Annotated in this window: 13 protein-coding genes and 1 tRNA gene; all 14 read right to left on the reverse strand. The window is 61.1% G+C overall.

The features are described from left to right. Window positions 1-2: 2 nt before the first annotated feature. Entirely contained in the window at window positions 3-1,034 is a 1,032-nt protein-coding gene (locus tag HKK53_RS09720; RefSeq protein ID WP_169370647.1) for a FecCD family ABC transporter permease, read from the reverse strand. Next, window positions 1,027-2,016: a FecCD family ABC transporter permease gene (locus tag HKK53_RS09725; protein ID WP_169370648.1), complete on the reverse strand. Its 990-nt coding sequence runs from the start codon at window positions 2,014-2,016 to the stop codon at window positions 1,027-1,029. Before HKK53_RS09725 ends, HKK53_RS09720 begins: the two co-directional genes overlap by 8 nt. Beyond that, the gene (locus tag HKK53_RS09730; protein ID WP_169370649.1) at window positions 2,013-2,927 is read right to left on the reverse strand and encodes an ABC transporter substrate-binding protein; all 915 of its coding nucleotides are present in this window, start codon (window positions 2,925-2,927) and stop codon (window positions 2,013-2,015) included. Before HKK53_RS09730 ends, HKK53_RS09725 begins: the two co-directional genes overlap by 4 nt. Next, complete coding sequence (locus tag HKK53_RS09735; protein WP_169370650.1) at window positions 2,917-4,746, reverse strand: IucA/IucC family protein; 1,830 nt, start codon at window positions 4,744-4,746, stop codon at window positions 2,917-2,919. The genes HKK53_RS09730 and HKK53_RS09735 overlap by 11 nt, the downstream gene beginning before the upstream one ends. A 4-nt stretch (window positions 4,747-4,750) precedes the next feature. After that, a complete protein-coding gene (locus HKK53_RS09740; RefSeq protein ID WP_169370651.1) occupies window positions 4,751-5,524 on the reverse strand; it encodes an HpcH/HpaI aldolase family protein in 774 nt (257 codons plus the stop codon). Next, the gene (locus HKK53_RS09745; protein WP_169370652.1) at window positions 5,518-7,377 is read right to left on the reverse strand and encodes an IucA/IucC family protein; all 1,860 of its coding nucleotides are present in this window, start codon (window positions 7,375-7,377) and stop codon (window positions 5,518-5,520) included. Before HKK53_RS09745 ends, HKK53_RS09740 begins: the two co-directional genes overlap by 7 nt. Window positions 7,378-7,394: 17 nt before the next feature. Beyond that, entirely contained in the window at window positions 7,395-8,810 is a 1,416-nt protein-coding gene (locus HKK53_RS09750; protein WP_169374221.1) for a DHA2 family efflux MFS transporter permease subunit, read from the reverse strand. Beyond that, window positions 8,807-10,009: a type III PLP-dependent enzyme gene (locus HKK53_RS09755; RefSeq protein ID WP_169370653.1), complete on the reverse strand. Its 1,203-nt coding sequence runs from the start codon at window positions 10,007-10,009 to the stop codon at window positions 8,807-8,809. Before HKK53_RS09755 ends, HKK53_RS09750 begins: the two co-directional genes overlap by 4 nt. Then, window positions 10,002-11,783, reverse strand: coding sequence for an IucA/IucC family protein (locus HKK53_RS09760; protein ID WP_169370654.1), 1,782 nt, complete (start codon window positions 11,781-11,783; stop codon window positions 10,002-10,004). Before HKK53_RS09760 ends, HKK53_RS09755 begins: the two co-directional genes overlap by 8 nt. 208 nt (window positions 11,784-11,991) lie before the next feature. Then, complete coding sequence (locus HKK53_RS09765) at window positions 11,992-13,368, reverse strand: diaminobutyrate--2-oxoglutarate transaminase (protein WP_169370655.1); 1,377 nt, start codon at window positions 13,366-13,368, stop codon at window positions 11,992-11,994. 361 nt (window positions 13,369-13,729) lie between these two features. Then, window positions 13,730-16,153, reverse strand: a complete 2,424-nt coding sequence (locus tag HKK53_RS09770; protein WP_169370656.1) for a TonB-dependent receptor — start codon at window positions 16,151-16,153, stop codon at window positions 13,730-13,732. A 67-nt stretch (window positions 16,154-16,220) separates the two neighbouring features. Continuing rightward, the gene (locus tag HKK53_RS09775; RefSeq protein ID WP_169370657.1) at window positions 16,221-17,171 is read right to left on the reverse strand and encodes a FecR domain-containing protein; all 951 of its coding nucleotides are present in this window, start codon (window positions 17,169-17,171) and stop codon (window positions 16,221-16,223) included. After that, window positions 17,168-17,677 carry a sigma-70 family RNA polymerase sigma factor gene (locus HKK53_RS09780; protein ID WP_169370658.1) on the reverse strand — a complete coding sequence of 170 codons (510 nt, stop codon included), beginning with the start codon at window positions 17,675-17,677 and terminating at the stop codon, window positions 17,168-17,170. Before HKK53_RS09780 ends, HKK53_RS09775 begins: the two co-directional genes overlap by 4 nt. A gap of 380 nt (window positions 17,678-18,057) precedes the next feature. After that, window positions 18,058-18,134, reverse strand: a tRNA-Asp gene (locus HKK53_RS09785). Between the last annotated feature and the right edge of the window lie 8 nt (window positions 18,135-18,142).

Genomic DNA, 18,142 nt, shown 5'->3' on the forward strand with positions numbered 1-18,142 from the left:
CCTTAATGACGTTGTTTAATCAACAGATAGAGAAAAAAGGGTGTGCCCAGCACCGCGACAAAAATCCCGGCGGGCAGGTCCAGCGGCAAGAACAGCGTGCGCCCGGCCAGATCAGCCAGCACCACCAGGTTAGCCCCGACCAACGCCGCCATCACCGCCTGACCGCCGAAACCCGGCGCCACCAGGCGCTTGGCAATGTGCGGCGCAATCAGCCCGACAAACGCAATCGCCCCGCCCCAGGCAATCGCCGCACCGGCCAACGCCACGCTGACCAGCAACAAACCGGCGCGCAACCATTGCACGCGCACGCCGATGCCTTGAGCGAGACTGTCATCCAGTTGCTGCACCATCACCTGCCGCGCCAGGAATACCAGCAGTGGACAAATACCCAGCAACCAACTGCCCAGCGCCAGCGGCTCCGGCCAACTGGCACCGTACACGCTGCCGGTCAGCCAGACATAGGCGGACAGGGTCGTCGTCAGCGGACTGAATACCAGAATGAAGGTGGTGGCGGCGGTCAACATCGCGGAGATGCCGACGCCGATCAACACCAGGCGCAGCGGTGAAGTCCCCTGCTTCCAGGCCAGCAAATAAATCGCCAATGCCGCCAGCCCGGCGCCGAGCATCGCCGCCAACGGCAAATATTGCTGACCCAACGCCACGGAGAAGAACGACAGGTACAACACCGCCGCCGCACTCGCACCACTGGTGATGCCCAGCAAGTCCGGCGAGGCCAACGGGTTGCGGATGATGCTTTGCAGGATCAGCCCGGACACCGACAACGCCGCGCCCACCAGCGCCGCCAACAGCAAGCGCGGGAAGCGCAGTTGCTCGACGATAAACGTCAGGCTCGCGTCCTGGCTCGACAGCAATATGCGCAACACTTCCAGCGGCGACAGCATGACTTTGCCCAAGGACAGCGAGCCGAGCATGATCAGCGCGGTCACCAGCAGCGCCGCGAGCAAGCGCCACAATGTCGCAACATTGATGCGCCGGGAAAACCCGCTGCGGCGCCAGGTCAGAACCTTATCCATAACGACCTCCACGCCGCGCCAGCAGAATGAAAAATGGCGCGCCGAACAGCGCGGTCATCACGCCTACCGGCACCTCTTGCGGCAGGATCAGCACCCGCGACAAGGTGTCCGCCAGCAACAGCACAATCGCACCAAGCAGCGCACACCCCGGCAGCATCCAGCGATGATCGATGGACAAGCCCTTGCGCACCATGTGCGGTACCAGCAAACCGATAAAACCGATGCTGCCGGCCAACGCCACCGCGCTGCCCGCCAGACACACCACCAGCACCGCCATCATCAACCGGATCAAACCCGTGCGCTGTCCAAGGCCAGTGGCAATCTCTTCGCCAGCGTTCAGCACATTGACCTGACCCGCCAGCAACATCGACCCGAACAAACCGAGCACGCCACACAGCAACAACGGCGCGGCGACCGACAGACTGCGTTCGGTCAACGATCCCGCGAGCCAGAACAGCACCGTGTCCAGCCCATCCTGATTCACCACCAGCAACGCCTGGCTGAACGCGGAAAACAGCGCCGCCATCGCCGCGCCCGCGAGCACGATGCGCAACGGGCTGAGGCTGCCCTGCCCCATGTTGCCGATCAGCCACACCAGACTGCCCGCCACCGCCGCGCCGATAAACGCGCACCACAGCCAGGCATCCGGGGACGCCAGGGAGAACAGCGAGGAGCCGAGGATGATAAAAAACGTCGCGCCGGCGTTGATCCCGAACAGGCCGGGGGACGCCAGCGGATTGCGGGTCAGTGCTTGCATCAACGCGCCGGCCACCGCGAGGCTCGCGCCCACGGCCATGGCCATCAAGGTCCGCGACAGGCGCGTGGTGGTCACCAGCACATGGCTCACGCTCAACGGATCGGGATGCACAAACGCTGCGAAAATCTGCGACAACGGAATCCACGTTGCGCCGACCGCCAGACTCAATACGCAACTCAACAGCAACACCACGCCCGCGCTCCACATCTTTAACGCGTTGCTCATGAGGCAGTGACCAGACGCGCAACGTCATCGAGCATCAGGTTCGCGCCGAGCATGCCGCCCGACAGGCTCCAGGCCACGCCGTCGACCCGCCACACTTGCCCTTGCTGCGGCGCGCGCATTTGCTGCCACAGCGGGTGCTGCACCAGGCTTTCGTAGTTTCGCTGCACTGCCGCTTTCTCCGCGCGCAAGAAGATGAAGAAAATATCGGCATTCACCACCGCCAGGCTTTCCTTGCTGGTGAGTTTGATCGACACCCCGCTCGCCGCCCTGCTCGCTTCACTCCAGTCAAAGCCCAACTCGGTGATGACCGAGCCCGGAAAACTCGCCGGCAGGTAACTGCGGATATGGTCTTCACGCACATCCAGAATCGACACCGTTGGCGGCCAGCGCCCGGCAAACTTCTGCTGTAATTGCAGGCGCAGTTGCGCCACGCGCTGTTGCCATTGGCCCAGCAACTCATCGGCTTGCTGCTTGCGGTACAGGGCGATGCCCATCAGGGCAAGGGTCTTCTTGAACTCGAACACTTCCTCCAGCATCACCACCGGGGCGATCTGCTTGAGCAACGGGGCGATGCGTTCATGACGAAAGCGTGAGGCGATGATCACGTCCGGCTTCAGCAGCGCGATGTCCTCCAGGCTGGGCTGGGTTTCCAGCCCGACATGGGGCACCTGCTCCAACGCCCAACGCAAATAGTGATAGGTCGGTTTTTCGCTCCAGGAATCGACGATACCGCATGGCGTAACGCCCAACGCCACGGCGCTGTCGGAGGCACCCTGGAACAGGGTGACCACCCGCAGCGGCGCGGCGTCGGTTTGCGCCCACGCCGGTAGCGAGTACCGGAGTGCAAGCAGGCCCAAGGACAGGCGCAACAGCGTGCGCCTGGAGGGCTGACATCGTGGTTCAGGCTTCATTATTCAACCGGTGGAAGGGGTTCACCACGTGGCCTTTGCCGAACGGCATGCTGCCGGGGCCGCCTGCGCGCTCGATCATCGGCGTGAGCAGCAGTTTCTGCGGCCAGTGGGGTGCTTCGAACAATTGCTGTTTAATCATCGCGCGAGCTTCGGGGTCGAAGTCGATGGTGTCAATCAACTCGTTCAACACTTCGCCCATTGCCGTCCACAAACCGCGTTCCGGCAACGCGTAAACCAGCGCCAGGGTTTCGATGATCGAGCGGAAGTTGACCTGGATGCCCAGGGTCTGCAACCAGAACAAAAGGTCTTCCGGGCGCTCGTGATACAGGGTGTTGGCGTGGCCCTTCTTCAGTCGGTACGCCGGATCGGCGAGGCCGTTGCGTTCCAGCCATGGCACGAAGATGCGCAGCGAATCGTGATCGCGCAGCAACAGCCCTTGGGCATGACCGGCCTTCCAAACCAGTACCGCGTTCTGCCCGTGGATTTCGCCGAGCATGCCAATGCGGAACATCCGCAGGTTGATGTCGAAGAAGCTGTGGCACAACTCGCGGAACAGCGTCATCACAGACGCGGCGTTGGCCGGCAGTTGACGGTAGGCCATCCAGTCATCGAAGAAGTGCTGATTGCTGCCGGGCAGCGGCGTGCCGAGGGCGGCCATCGGGATCAGTCGGGTGTCTTTATCTTCCAACAGCGTCGGCGGATAGCCACGGACCATGGCCGCCAGATGACGTGGCGCTTCGTCGAACAGCGTCGCGTCCGGCGGCATGAACGCCCACCACTTGGTTTCATCGCACAGGTGCAGTTTCTGTTGCAGGGTTTCGTCTTTTTCCAAGCCCTGACGCAGCAACTTTTCACTCAAGCCGCCGTTGATCATTTTCACTGCGGGCAGATAACGCGAAGCACCCAGGGAATAGATCGCCATCGGCAACTTCAGGTAGTCGGCACTGTTGAAGCACGGGGTCATCGAGCGCAAGGACGAGGTGGCGAAGAAGTCACCGTCGGTGAAGTCCAGGCGCTGGCAATCACCCTTGGCGAAGGCATCGCCGAGTTGCGCTTCGAGCACGTGGTCGAACTGCCACGGATGCACCGGCAACGCGATGTGGCTCTCGTGAATGCCCCGTTGCTGCATCTCATGTTGCAGGCCGGCGTGCAGCGCGAATGGCAACAAGTAGTCGGCGGGACGCTGTTGCGCCAGGTCGGTCACGCCGTCGCCGCATTGCAGCAACGTGCGGTCGATGGCGACCCAGTTCAGCGCCACCGGCCGGGCGAATTCCGCCTGATAGTGCTGATATTCCGCGTCGTTCAAACCCTGCTTGGCCTTGGCCAACGGGTGGTAAGGACGATCACGCAGCGACGCCCATTGCTCCATGGTCAGGAAAAAGTCGGCGTTGCTCTTTTCCAGCAAGCGCTCGCTGTTGACCCGATGCGCCAGGGACAACTCGGTCTGACGCACGCTGGTGCGCAGCACATCGAGGAATAGCGCGAAGCCCTTTTCATTGTCCTGATAGCGGTCGGTCATTCCGGCCAGCACTTGGGTCATGAACGCTTCGGGCGACAGATCAGTCAGTTGACCATTCTCGCGCCCCAATACCGGCGTGCCCGGTACTTTCTCCCAGACTTGAGTGATGCCGGGGCGCAGGGCGACGAGGATTGAACCGCGCCATTCCCAGATGCGCTGTTCGGCACTCAACCCGGTAAACGGCTGATCGGCAGCGGGCGCCGTCAGGTTCAGCGGCTCGGTCCCGAAGAAGTGTTCGGCCAGCAAACAATCGACGAGATCCTGCATCACCCTGTCGGCGGCCATTGTGGTGAAGTTCATCGGGTTATTTTCCTTCTGCTGAAGTGGCGGCCAATTTGGCCTGGAGGGCACGAAAAGCGATGCCACGCTCGTCACCCAAAACAAAACTGTTTACGCCGCGAGCCAACCAGCGTTCGTGGTCGCCCGGCTGACGTGGAATCGCGCAGTACGGCACGCCCGCCGCGTTGGCAGCTTGCCAACCGACGAGCAGCGCTTGTTGCACTTCGGGGCGGTCGATCTGCCACGGCGTTCCCATCGATTGCGACAAATCGGCAGCGCCTTCGAGGATCATGTCCAGCCCCGGCACGGCGGCAATCTCCGCTGCACGCCTCACGCCTTCGGCGCTTTCGATCATCGCCACGATCATGATTTGCTCGTTGGCCAGGCCGATGTACTCCGCCAGGCTGTGTTTGCCGAACGCACCGGGGCGTCCGGCATTCAGGCTGCGGCTGCCCTGCGGATGGTATTTGCAGGCGCGGATGCTTTCGGCCAGGGACTCGGGGCTTTCGATCATCGGCAACACAATGCCTTGGGCGCCGCCATCGAGCAGACGCAGCATGGTTTTCGGGTTGAGGTCCGCGACCCGCACCAGTGGCGTGAGCGCATAGCTCTCGGCGGTGCGGATCATGTTTTCCACGGTTTCCGGGTTGATCAGCACGTGTTCCATGTCGATGATCACGAAATCGAAACCGGCTTCGGCGATCAACTCGATGGCCGCTGGGGATGGAATCGAGCTGATCAGGCCATAGGCCGACTCACCCTTTTGGAGTTTCTGCTTGAGCAGATTGCTCCTCAGCATGATTGCGACCGGAAGGCGTGCAGTGGATTCGGCACTTTCTTGAATCGACGTTCGCCATCGCCGAGCAGGCGACGCTTGGTCAGTTCCTCGACTTCGTAGAAAGGCGCGAATACATCAAACGCTTCATAACGCGCACGGTGTTGCGGATGTGCTTGCTGGTAGGCGCTGATGACTTCGGCAGTCATCTGCCAGAACTCGCTTTCCGCCAGTTGATAGTGCTGATGCAGGAAGATCGCCATCTCGGCCAGGGCGATAAAGAAGAACGAATCACAGGAGAAGTCGCGCACCGCATCGACGTCGTCGGTGAGGATGAACGAGTTGCGGTTGAGCTTGGCGTGGCTCGCCGGCAGCGGCACCAAAGTCGGCGCCAGTTCGGGGCGTCCGAGGTGCTGCGGCGAATAGCGCACGCCGTCGTGGAAGTCTTTCAGGGCGATGCGTTGCGGCCAGCCCTGCTTGACGATGAGGACGATGTTCTGCCCGTGGGATTCCATGCCGATGCCTTCGGCGTAGAGCATGTGAATGATCGGCGACACCGCGACTTGCAGCAGTTGGCGGGTCCAGGCGTGCAGGCCGTACTGCTGGATCCAGGGGTCGATAAACGGCGTCTGTTCACCGTCGCCGTAGCGATTGTCTACCGAGCTCAAGCCATTGAACGGCACCGCTTGTTCATCGGTTTCCAGGTACTGGTGAATGCTTTCGCGCCACAGCGTGCCCATGGTGCCGTAGGCCTGGGACATGCGCGTGGTGGGCAGATGGTCGTAGTCGAAACTGACGCCGACCACCTCACCGAGAACCACAAAGCCGAGGTCGCGGGCGGTGCTGTCGCTGCGGATCAACTGGTGCAGCCAGTCGGTGATGATCGGTCCGTTCATCACCGTGTGCCGGGCCAGAATGCGCGTACTGGAGGTGTTGGTCATGCTCAGCGCGAGCTTGACGTAGGGCCGCTGTTTGTCCGTGACGTTGGCCAGGGTGCGGATCGATTGCTGGGCCTGGTAGCGATCATCGGTGGTGCCCAGATGGATGATTTCACCGCTGACCAGTTCCGGGTAGAACACCGGAACGACGACGTTTTCCCACTGCCACGGGTGCACCGGCATCAGCCAGTAATCGCCCATTGACTTGCCTTGGTCGGTGAGGCTTTCAGCGAGCTCTTGCCAGCGTTGAAGGCCGAATTCCTGCTGGATGAAGTCGTCGTAATTCAGGTGCCGGGAGATGTTCATCGCCCCGCAGGTTTTCGCCACGGCGAGCCAGACGATGGCAACCGGCGCGGCGAACTCTGGTCCGTAGTTGGCGTTGTCTTTCAGCGAAAAACCGATGCGCGATTTGTAGCACGGGTGATAGCTGTGGGCATCCATGAAGTGCTGTTCCAGCGCATCGGCGTCCAACTGATGGCTTGGCAGGACCGCTTGATAACCCTGGCTGCGTGATTGCAGATCCTTGAGCAGGGTTTGTTCCAGTTCATGGGTGAAGCGTGGCAGGTGCGGACTGTCCTGAAGCTCGTTCAGGAGTTCAGCCAACGCCTGATGCAGATGCGGCTGGCTGTGTTTGCCGTTGGCGTCTACGCGCTCAAGGCTCGGGTAATCGAGGCGGATCAGTTCGAAACTGGCGCTGAGCAAACCGGTGCAGTGGTACTCCACCGGCTGTTGCTGCGCATCAACGCCACTGACGACAAAACGGTATTGGCTGCCACTCAGCAGTGAATGGCGGTACGGCAGCACGTTTTCATACAGCAGGGTTTGCAGCAATTGGCCGACCACCCGCTGTTCCACTTGTTGGTAGCGCTGGGTGTCGGCGGTCGCCAGCCAGACGCCTGGAGCCTGAGGTGTTGCCTGAGTAGAGGTCGCCATGGTCATACCTATCGATTAAAGAATTAACGGTGTTCGAGGGCCGAGGGCAATGCCTCGGCCGGCTCGTCGGGTTCATGTACGGGAAAACGCCAGGCGCAGGGCAGCGCCAGCAAAACCAGGAGGCCGGTGGCCATGAACACTTCGCTGATCGCTCCCGGCGTGGTGGCGGAATGAAGCCCGTCCCCCAGGCGAAATTCGAGCCACAGCGAGGCGATGACGATGGCCAGTGACGACACGAGGCGCCGGGAAATGTTGTTCATCGCCGCGCCTTGCGTGACCATCGGTTCGGGCAAGGCATTGAGCCCGGCGGTGGTGATCGGGATGTAGGACAGCCCGAGGCCGGCGCCGCGAACCATCATCAGGAAAAACACCGTGGCGATGGAGGAGCCGGCGCCGAGCATACCCAGGCCCAGCGTCGCGCCGCCGGTCATCAGCAGCCCCCAGAGCACCACGCCTCGCGGCCCGTGACGGTCGAGCCAGCGACCGCCGAGGTTGCCGAACAGGCTGGCAAACGCCGCCGTGCACAGCAGCGACAGACCGGTCCAAATGGCGCTGTAGCCCATCACCACTTGTACCAACAGCGGCAACAACACCAGGCACTCGAACATGCCGACCGATTGCACCACGGCGATGATCACGCTCAGGCGATAACCACGCAGGGCGAAGATGCGCAGGTTGAGCAGCGGCGAAGTGCGGTTCAGTTCCAGCTTCACGAAAGCGACCAGACAGACGATGGCCGCCAGCAACATGCCGAGGTTGAGCGGATCCGTCAGGGCATCAGCGTGGCGCAGACGACCGACCGCGATCATCAGCAAACCAATGCCTGCCGCAATCAGCAGGTAACCCGCCAGGTCGAACGGTTTACGCTCGGACGCTTCCGACGCCGGCAGCACCGCCACACCGAGGATCAGCGCGACGAGGCCGATCGGCACATTCATCAGGAACAACGAACGCCAACTGAACCACTCCAGCATCAGGCTCCCGCATAACGGCCCCAGCGCCGGCGCCAGCATCACCGCCGCGCCCCACAAACCGGTGACCCGGCCGCGCTCGCCTTTGGCGTACACCGAAAAAATGATCGCCAGCGACAACGGAATCATCAGTCCGCTGGCAATCCCTTGCACCACGCGAGCGGTAATCACCAACGCGATGGAGTTGGCAAAAGCGCCCATCAGCGAACCGCAGACAAACAACGCCACACCCCACAGGTACAGGCGCTTGCGCCCTACCCGCTGGCTGAGAAAACTGGTGAGCGGCATGGTCATGCCCATGCTCACCATGAACGCCGCGACGATCCACGTCGCCAGCACCGGGCCGATGTCGAAAGCGGTCATGAACGCCGGCAACGCCGGGTTGAGCGAGCTGTTGTTGAGGCTGACGGTCAACGTGCCCAACAGCACATTGACCACCACCAGCCAGCGCGGAGCGGCCACCGTCAAACCCAAGAGGCGCCTCCTGCAAACAGCTGCGGCGGTCGCGGATGGCAGAGGAAATCGGCGTGGGAGATGTTGTAGCCATAGGCGCCGGCGAGCGGCAGCACCAGCATGTCGCCGACCTCGACACCAGTCAGCGGGCAATCGCGGCTCAGCACATCCTTGGGCGTGCAGAGTTGTCCGACCACGGTCCATTTCTGCGCCACGGCGCCCGTCTTTATGGGGTGCCGAGGCAGATGAATAACCGGGTGATCGTGCCCCTGGGCCACCGGCAAACGGAAGTGGTGAGTGCCGCCACGACAGACCAGGAAGTGTTTGCCATGACTGGTTTTGCTGTCCAGCACTTCGATGGCGTAGTAGCCGCAATAGGCACTGATGAAACGGCCGGGCTCGAAACGCACGATCGGCGCATCGACACACGCCGCCAGGGACTCACCCAGGTGCGCGCACAAACGTTGCCAATCGAACTGCTGCGGGCCGAGGTAGTTCACGCCGATGCCGCCGCCGACGTTGAGGTGGGTGATCGTCGCCGGACTGGCCGACAACGCCTTCCATTGCGGCCAGCGTTCCAGGTACAGATCGAGCAGTTGTTCGTGGCGTTCCACCAGCGACTGATGGGACATCGCGTGCACGTGGAAACCCTTGAGTCGCAGATGACTGGCGTTATCCACCCAGCTCACCGCTTGGGCCAGTTCTGACTCATCAATGCCGAATGGCGTAGCAGTGCCGGCCATCGCCAATTTGCTCGACAGCGGCGACGGCAGTTCCGGGTTGATCCGCAGCAACACGTCCTGCACCCGCCCCGCTTCCAGCGCCAGCCGTTGCAGGCGGACGATTTCATTCAGGCTTTCGATATGGATCGCTTCGACCTGATGCTGCAGCGCCGAGCGCAGGTCGGAATCCAGTTTGCCGGGGCCGGAGAAGATGAAGGGCTTGGCTGTCGGGCAGGCCTGGACGCGATCGATCTCGCCGCCCGAGGAAATCTCAAGCCCGTGCACCAACGGCGCGACGGTGGCGAGGATCTGCGGTTCGCTGTTGGCCTTGATCGCGTAGTACAGCTCGACGCCTTTGGGCAGCGCGGCCATCACCCGGGTCACGTGTTGCTTCAGCGCGTCCAGGTCGTAGATGAACAGCGCCAGCGGATCTTCCTGTTGCGTGCGGGCTTCGTCGATGGCGGCCAATACCGTCGCGGGCAGCTTATCCATGCGTAGCCTCCTTGCCCCATGGGGACACCAATGTGACGTAGCCAGCCTGGCGATCAGCCTTGGCCGCCAGACGCACTTTGAGATTGGTCTTACAGGCAATCGGCTGACCGGCGATCAGCGCATCCAGCTCCGGTGCCGCGCGGGTCAGTTCGGCGCGGATGCTGATCAACTGCTGTTCCACCCGTTGCCACATCAGCGGCGCCAGGTGCGGACGCTCCCAGCTCAGGGCCAGCACGGCCTCGGACAAGTTGTTGACGAACAGGCAATAGACGATGCGGTTCCAGCCCTGCTGGCGCGAATACAGCAGCGACTCGCGGACCCGTGGATGAACGTCGGAATCAATCTTCGACGCCCCCAGTTCCTCAGTCAGTTTCACCCCTTCGAAGTCCCGCAGCAGCAAGCGTTGTGGGCGACCGTTGTCGTGCACCAACACGCTGTTTTGCAGGTGCGGTTCCATGACGATGCCATGGTTGAAGAACAGCGCCAGCACCGGCCGCAGCAGCAGCGCCTGATAGTCATCGAACCAGCTCAACAGTTGTTGATCGTCGATGTCGTTGCCATTGAAGCGGGTCAGGAATTCGTGGACCAACGGCCGCAAATGCAGGCCTCGGGCGAACAGCGTACCGGCCATGATGCTGCAGTCGGTGCCGGTGTCGAGGCAGAAGTTCTCGCGCAGGATTGCGCCGGTTTGTTCGCGGAACCAGTGGCTGTCGGCTTCGTTGGCGCTGTGCGGTGCCCAGCTCAACAGGCCCGGTTCGGCCACCACCGACAACCCGCCGAGGGTCTCGGGCTGGGTCAGTTGCAGGTTGCGGAAAATGCGGTCGATCATTAGCGCGCTTTCCAACTCGTACCAGGCGTTTTTCCTGACGCAATTGGTAATGCGCACGTTCAACGAGCCCTTGATAAAAAACGGGTGACCTTCGATGTACCAGGTGCGGATCGACGCCGTGGGATTGGCCATCAGCCCCGTGGCGCCCAGGTCGACGATATCTTTGTCTTTCAACAGACGTTGCACCCGACCGTCTTGCATAAACAGTTGCGCCTGCACCGGGTGCATGCAGATCACCGCGTGCCCCGGCCGGGCCTGGGACTGATCGGCAAAACCGGCGAGCACCTGGGCTTTGCTCAAGCCATTGGCACCGACGTTCAACCCTTCCAGCGGTACCTCGAACAAATGCATCGCGGTGCGCGCCTGGAATTCCGGGGCGTAGGTTTCCTGGGCCAGATGCGCCGGCCACAGCCGCGCCTTGGGCGCCGGGTGGTTCGGATGGCCAAACCACAAGCCCTGCTCGCTGGCCAGGTACCCGCTGAGCGGGTCGGCGTCCATCGGCGTGTTGTGGCCGACGATAGCGGCGGTCAGTAACTGGCTCTGCAACACCTGATCCAGCAACTCATCGTTGCTGGCGCGGGTCATATGTTCACACGCGGCGAGCAACTGCTCGACGAACTCGGCAAACCGCAGGCTCGACCAGTCGCCTTCACCGCGCCGGGCGTAGACGTCCGACAGGTAACGGTGACTGCCGAGCCCATCACGACGGTCCACCATCACAAAGAACTGCTGCTGGTTGGGCAGGTTGATGGTCAGGGGAATGCCCTTCCATTCCAGGCCTTCGAGGTAACTGCCCGGGGCGATGCCTTGCATCTGGGTCGGCCAACTGTAACTGAGGCAGTTTTCCGGCAAGGCGAACTCTTTAATTAAACAATTAAGCAACGCGCACGTTGTCGCCAGCTCACTGACCATATTCGGTAAAACACTGCGATTGGGATGATTCATGGGTGCTCCACCGTAGCCCGCGAGGCCACTGGACACGTTATATGGCGAAAAAATTAGTTGTTGATCGACCGTTTCTACGGCCGACGAAACTCCACGTAACGACTTCACTTCACTGAACCTTTTAAACAATCAGATGATGATCAAAGTGATGGGCGCCAGCGTCATCAAACTGCAACTTGGCGACGTGCTAAACACTTCGATTAAACACTCAGGGACGCAACTGCAATAAAGCAGCGGCCATGGCGTTATCAAAACGCTGGATCACTTGCTGGCATTGTTCATCGTCGATAATCAATGGCGGCAACAAGCGGATGACATTACCCTTGCGCCCGCCGCGTTCCAGCAGCAGACCTTGTTTAAAGCAGTGTTGCTGGATGGCCACGGCCAGTGCCGGGTCCATCGGGAAATGCCCGTGGCGGTCTGCCGGCTGGCGCTCGTCGACGATCTCGATGCCCAGCATCAGGCCGCGACCGCGCACTTGGCCAAGGGCCGGGTAATGCGCCTGCAACTCCACCAGTCGGTCCTTGAGCCACTGGCCACGGCGTTCGGCCTGGGCGGCAAGATTCTGCTGTTGCAGCACCTGCAATGTTGCGAGCCCGGCAGCCATGGCCATTTGATTGCCGCGGAAAGTGCCGGCGTGGTTGCCGGGCTCCCAGGCGTCGAATTCGCGACGGATACCCAGCACCGCCATGGGCAAACCGCCACCGACGGCTTTGGACATGACAATCAGGTCGGGTTCGATTTCAGCGTGTTCGAAGGCAAACATCTTGCCGGTGCGACCGAAACCGGTCTGCACTTCGTCGAGGATCAGCAGAATGCCGTGCTTGCGCGTCACCTCGCGGATCGCCCGCAGCCAGCTCGCCGGGGCGCAGTTGACACCGCCCTCGCCTTGCACGGCCTCAAGAATGACCGCTGCCGGCAGTGACACGCCGCTTTCTACGTCTTCAATGAACTGGGTGAAATAGTGGGTCAGCGCCTCGACCCCAGCCTCGCCGCCAATCCCCAGCGGGCAACGGTATTCGTGGGGGAACGGCATGAACTGCACCCCGGGCATCAGGCTGGCGATGGCATTTTTCGGCGCGGTATTGCCGGTCAGGGCCAGGGCGCCGTGGGTCATGCCATGGTAGGCCCCGGAGAAACTGATGATGTTGTTGCGCCCGGTGTAGGTCTTGGCCAGTTTCAGCGCCGCCTCCACCGCATCCGCCCCGGACGGCCCGCAGAATTGCAGGCAGTAATCGCGGCCCTGGTTCGGCAACAGGCTGAGCAGGGTTTCGCTGAAGGCGTCCTTGACCACAGTGGTCAGGTCCAGCGTGTGCATCGGCAAGCCCGAGGCGAGGAAACTGTCGAGGCTGGCCATGATGGCCGGGTGATTGTGCCCCAGGGCTAACGTGCCAGCGCCGGCGAGGCAGTCGAGGTAACTATTGCCTTCGACGTCGGTGACCCACACACCGTGGGCCTTGGCAATTGCCAGTGGTAACTTGCGTGGATAACTGCGTACATTGGATTCGAACTTGCTTTGTCGAGCCAGATAGTCGGCATTGGTTTTTTGCAATGGATTAGAGTGCAATACGCCATCATTCAACATCGGTTTATCCTCGATAAGTTTCGATATGAAAACTATTCCCATTTACAAAATGACGCAACCGTTTGCTTGCACTTTTTGGGAATATTTACATAACTCGATAATCGGTTATTAAAACCGTTCACGCACACAAAACCACAAGTTATGGAAACTTGTTCAAGCGTTCATCAGTGCCATTATCCGGCCATGTTATTGTTATAAAACTGACAACTTTGTTATTACCTACGAACAGGCACTCACTTATAGCAAAGTATCGCGATAGATCATCAAGTCAGGTGGGACATGGATATTTCCTCTGCAGGAATAAACGGATGAAACAACCGACGGCGCCCTTCCTTGTGGCGCAGCGCACGGTTGCATCGATTTAGAAGTCGACAGTCGCCGACAGCAGATAGGTTCGTGGGGTCGACAGCGTCAAGCCAGGCTCGCTGTCATCCGAAGCCCCGGCGGAACTCCAGTAGCGCTTGTTCGCCACGTTCTCGATATTGCCGCGCAGGGTGATGTTCTTGTCGTCGACCTTGAAGGCGTAGCGAGCGCCGACGTCCATCCGCGTCCAGGCGTCGATTTCCTTGACGTTGGACTGGTCCAGGTACTGCGAGCTGGAATAAATGGCGCGGCTGGTCAGGGTCAGGCCCTGTACGCTGCGCACATCATATTCGGCGCCCAGGTTGACGTTGTATTTCGGCGTTGCCGGCGCGCGGTTGCCGTCGAACAGGCCGTCAGTGGTCTTCTTCAACTCGCTGTCGATGTACATGACGCCGCCGAGCAGGCGGAAGCCGTCGAGCGGCTCGCCGAACATGCTCACTTCCACACCGGTGTTTTCGCGCTTGCCGTTCGGGCCGAAGACCCGCGTGGTGGCATTGGTCTCGTAGGCCGGCTGCTTGATTCGGAACACCGCAGCGGTCACGGCGAATGGACCCGCGTCGTACTTGGCGCCGACCTCTACCGAACGGCTGACGAATGGTGGGAAGATCTCGTCTTCGTTGACCGAGGTCGACGGTGCGATCTTGCCCTGGCTCAGGCCTTCCATGTAGTTGGCGTACAGCGACAGCTTGTCGGTGGCCTTGAACAGGATGCCGCCCGATGGCGATACCTTTTCATCATCGTAGGCGGTGTCGCCTTTGACGTTATCGGTCCAGTCGTCAACCTTTACGCGCTGCCAGCGAGCGCCGAGGGTCAGCAGCACACGGTCATCGAAGAAGCCCAAGGTGTCGGACAACGCCACGCCGGTGGAGCGGTTTTCGGTGTAGACCTTCGAATCCTGTCGCGTAGGTCTGTTGGGTGTCGGTGTTTCCACCGGGTTGTAGAGGTTGCTGGGGGCGGAGGCATAACGGGCGCCGCCATTTTCAAAGTCCATGTAGAAGTAGCTGGCCGCCAGGTTGACTTCATGGCTCACCGAACCGGTATGGAACCAGTTGCGTACGCCAAAATTACCCGTGCGGACATTTTCGTCACGGGTGAAATCACGGGGCTGAACGCTGAAATCGCCGGCGTTGTTGGTGATGGAAACGGCGTGACGGAGAAAGTCATGATTACTTTTGCGCGCCCCCACGCCGCCATACAGCATGACCGAATCGCTGACATCGTATTCGCCGCTGACTGTGCCGAAGGTGTCCTTGGTCCGCGCCTTGCTCCAGGGCTGCGCATAGTTGCTGCGTACTTCGCTGGCGTGGGGAACCTGGGCGTTGGCGCCGACGATCACACGCTCCTGCGGCGCATCGGTATCACGCTCGGTATGCCCGACGTCGGTCGAGAGTCGCAGGCGTTCACCGCGAAAATCCAGGCCCAGTACGGCCATGTCGCGGTCGACACTCTGGTGATCCCATTCGGTGTCGCCGGACTGCTTCACGCCGTTGAAACGAATGCCGAACTTGTCGTCTTCACCAAAGCGCCGGCCGATATCCACGGCGCCGCCGAGCTGATTATTGGAGGCGTAGCTGCCGGTGAACGAGGTGATCGGTTTGTCGGTCGCGCGCTTGGGCACCACGTTGATCCCGCCACCGACGCTGCCCCGCGGCGAGATACCGTTGATGAGCTGGCTCGGGCCTTTGATGATGTCGACGCGGTCGGCCATCTCCATGTCGATCGTATAGGTCGGCAGGACGCCGTAGAGGCCGTTGTAGGAAACGTCACTGTTGAACAGGCTGAGCCCGCGAATGGTGAATTGCTCATAACGGCCACCCGCCGGGTTGGTCGCACGAACCGAAGGATCGCTGGCCACCAGGTCGCCCAAGGTGCGCGCCTGCTGGTTTTTCACCGCCTCGGCGGTGTAGGTGGTCATGCTGAACGGCGTTTCCATGAAGTCTTTCGAGCCGAGCATGCCTTGTGAGCCTTTGCGCGCGACCTGGCCGCCGGCATACACCTCGCCGTCCGACCCACCGGTTGCGCCAAGAATCGAAGTCGGCGCCAGTTGCAGGCTGCCGCCTTCCGGCGCCGGCGTCAGGATGTACGCCTGTTCGCCCACTGGCTGCAATTGCAGACCGGAACCCTGCAACAACCGGGCAAAGCCCTCCTCGACCGCGAAGTCGCCGGAAAGCCCCGGGCTGTTACGCCCGCTGACCAGTGCCGGGTCCACCGACAGATTGACCCCGGCCAGCCCGGCGAAACGGGTCAGCGCGGCGCTGAGGCTGCCTGCTGGCACTTGGTAGCTGCGTTTGGACGCATCTGCGGCCCAACCGGCAGTGATGAACAACGGACAGGCACTCAGGCTCAACAACAGACTCAAGTGCAACAACGGGCGCAGCCTGGATGGAGCCAGACGCGTACTGCAAGGCATCACTGCGGGCATTGAGAATCTCTCTGATTTCGTTTCACTTGCCTTGAATGACAAGCGACGCGAAAAAAGGGGACACGCCCTAAACAATATTTTTGCGCGGCAGCAGCGTTACCCAATAACGCGTACGCGAATGCACCTCCAGCGGCAGGCTGGCCGCTAACAAGGCGAGGATACGATCGGTGTCTTCCAGACGGAAACTGCCGGTGACGCGCAGGGATTCCAGTTCGGGTTCCCAGCGCAGCACGCCTGGGCGATAGGTACTGAGTTCGCGCAAAAAATCCCCCAGCGGCTGGTTTTGCGCCATCAGCACACCGTCGCGCCAACCTGGGGCGAGCACATCGAAGGGTTCCACGTTGCCGGCGCCCGCCGCCAGAAGGCTGACTTGCTGGCCTCCCAGTAACGAAAAGACCGGCCCGCGCAACGGCTGCAACTGCACTGTGCCTTTAAGCACCGAGACTTTGCAGCCCGTTTGCCCCTGACGCACACACACCGCGCTCTGGCTGACGATCACTTGCCCGAAGTTTGTCTGAATCGTCAGCGGCGAGGCTCCAGGCACGTTCAGCGCAATTTCACCCTCGACGAGTTTCAGGCGCCGGTTCTTCAGATCGATATCGACGGCGGTCGCGGTGTTCAGTTGCAATGAGCTGCCATCGGCCAGTTGGACTTTCTTGCCCTCCCCGGTCGCGGTGCGCAGGTCGGCGCTCCACACATCCAAGGGCAACTGTCGACTGATCAGCCAGGCGGTCGGCACCAGCGCCACGGCACCGACGGCGCGCTTGAGCACCGTACGCCGACTGGCTTGCGGCCGATCCAGACTGGCCATCGCCAATGCCGATGGCAGGTCAGCAAAACGTTGGCGCAACAACTGGGCTTTCTGCCAGGCCTGTTCGTGACTGCTATGGCTATCGCGCCAGCTCTGCAGGTTGGCGCGATCCCGCTCATTGGCGCTGCCGGATTCCATCAGTGCCAGCCACTGCGCGGCGGCCCGCACAACCTGGCGGGCTTCGGCCGTCGGTGGCGAACCGATCACAGCTCCACCAGCAGGCAATGCTCGTAGGCCTGGGCCATGTAGCGCTTGATCGTGCGTTCGGAGACTTGCAGGCGTTCAGCGATTTCCGAGTAGCCCAAGCCTTCCAGCTGGCTCCAGAGAAACGCCCGTCGCACCGGTCTCGGCAAGCCATCGAGCAATTCGTCCAGGGCTTGCAGGGTTTCCAGGAGGATCCAGCGCTGCTCGGGGGACGGGACGCAGTCCTCCGGCAGCAGCGCCAAGGCATTGAGGTAGGCTTGTTCGAGGCTGCGGCGTTTGTAGAAATTGGTCAGCAGGCGTTTGCCGACTGTGGCCAGGTAGGCGCGGGGTTCTTGCAGGTCTGCAATACGCTGGGAGCTGGCGAGCAGGCGCACGAACGTATCCTGGCTGAGGTCCGCCGCATCACAGCCATTGCCCATGCGTCGTCTCAACCAACTTTCCAGCCAGCCCCGGTGGTCGCGGTACAGGTCGTGGAAGGTTTGCCCCGTCGGCATCGCTGCATCACTCATCTAAAGGAACCCTGCGCGAAGAAATATTTTAAATGCGACTCATTCTAATTAGTGATGGGACTTCAAATAAAGCGCTTTGTGCGGTTTGCACCCAGTAAATACTTGAATAAATGACTGACGGAGAGAGATTTCGACGCGCAAGCACCGGTTAATCAGGGCTGCGCGTGATTGAGAGGGATTATCAACAGGAGTGAGATTATTGCCAATCCGCGCTCGGTCGGCGGATGCGAATCCCTGAGGACCAGGGCAAAGGAGGGAAAAGCCAAATCGCAGACACAAAAAACCCCGGTCTTTCGACCAGGGTCTTTGCTATCGACTCGAAGTCAGCCAGCGGCTTTTCTTCGTAGCTACAAGGCGTTCAGTGGGCCTTGAGGCAGATATGGCGCAGCGGACGGGACTCGAACCCGCGACCCCCGGCGTGACAGGCCGGTATTCTAACCGACTGAACTACCGCTGCGTATCGCT

Source organism: Pseudomonas sp. ADAK7, from assembly GCF_012935675.1.
Taxonomy (GTDB): Bacteria; Pseudomonadota; Gammaproteobacteria; order Pseudomonadales; family Pseudomonadaceae; genus Aquipseudomonas.

Coding starts and splice junctions, on each gene's coding strand:
- HKK53_RS09760 (WP_169370654.1), bottom strand. CDS start 11,783: ATGAATCATCCCAATCGCAGTGTTTTACCGAATATGGTCAGTGAGCTG.
- HKK53_RS09720 (WP_169370647.1), bottom strand. CDS start 1,034: ATGGATAAGGTTCTGACCTGGCGCCGCAGCGGGTTTTCCCGGCGCATC.
- HKK53_RS09780 (WP_169370658.1), bottom strand. CDS start 17,677: ATGAGTGATGCAGCGATGCCGACGGGGCAAACCTTCCACGACCTGTAC.
- HKK53_RS09770 (WP_169370656.1), bottom strand. CDS start 16,153: ATGCCCGCAGTGATGCCTTGCAGTACGCGTCTGGCTCCATCCAGGCTG.
- HKK53_RS09735 (WP_169370650.1), bottom strand. CDS start 4,746: ATGAACTTCACCACAATGGCCGCCGACAGGGTGATGCAGGATCTCGTC.
- HKK53_RS09765 (WP_169370655.1), bottom strand. CDS start 13,368: ATGTTGAATGATGGCGTATTGCACTCTAATCCATTGCAAAAAACCAAT.
- HKK53_RS09745 (WP_169370652.1), bottom strand. CDS start 7,377: ATGACCATGGCGACCTCTACTCAGGCAACACCTCAGGCTCCAGGCGTC.
- HKK53_RS09730 (WP_169370649.1), bottom strand. CDS start 2,927: ATGAAGCCTGAACCACGATGTCAGCCCTCCAGGCGCACGCTGTTGCGC.
- HKK53_RS09725 (WP_169370648.1), bottom strand. CDS start 2,016: ATGAGCAACGCGTTAAAGATGTGGAGCGCGGGCGTGGTGTTGCTGTTG.
- HKK53_RS09740 (WP_169370651.1), bottom strand. CDS start 5,524: ATGCTGAGGAGCAATCTGCTCAAGCAGAAACTCCAAAAGGGTGAGTCG.
- HKK53_RS09755 (WP_169370653.1), bottom strand. CDS start 10,009: ATGGATAAGCTGCCCGCGACGGTATTGGCCGCCATCGACGAAGCCCGC.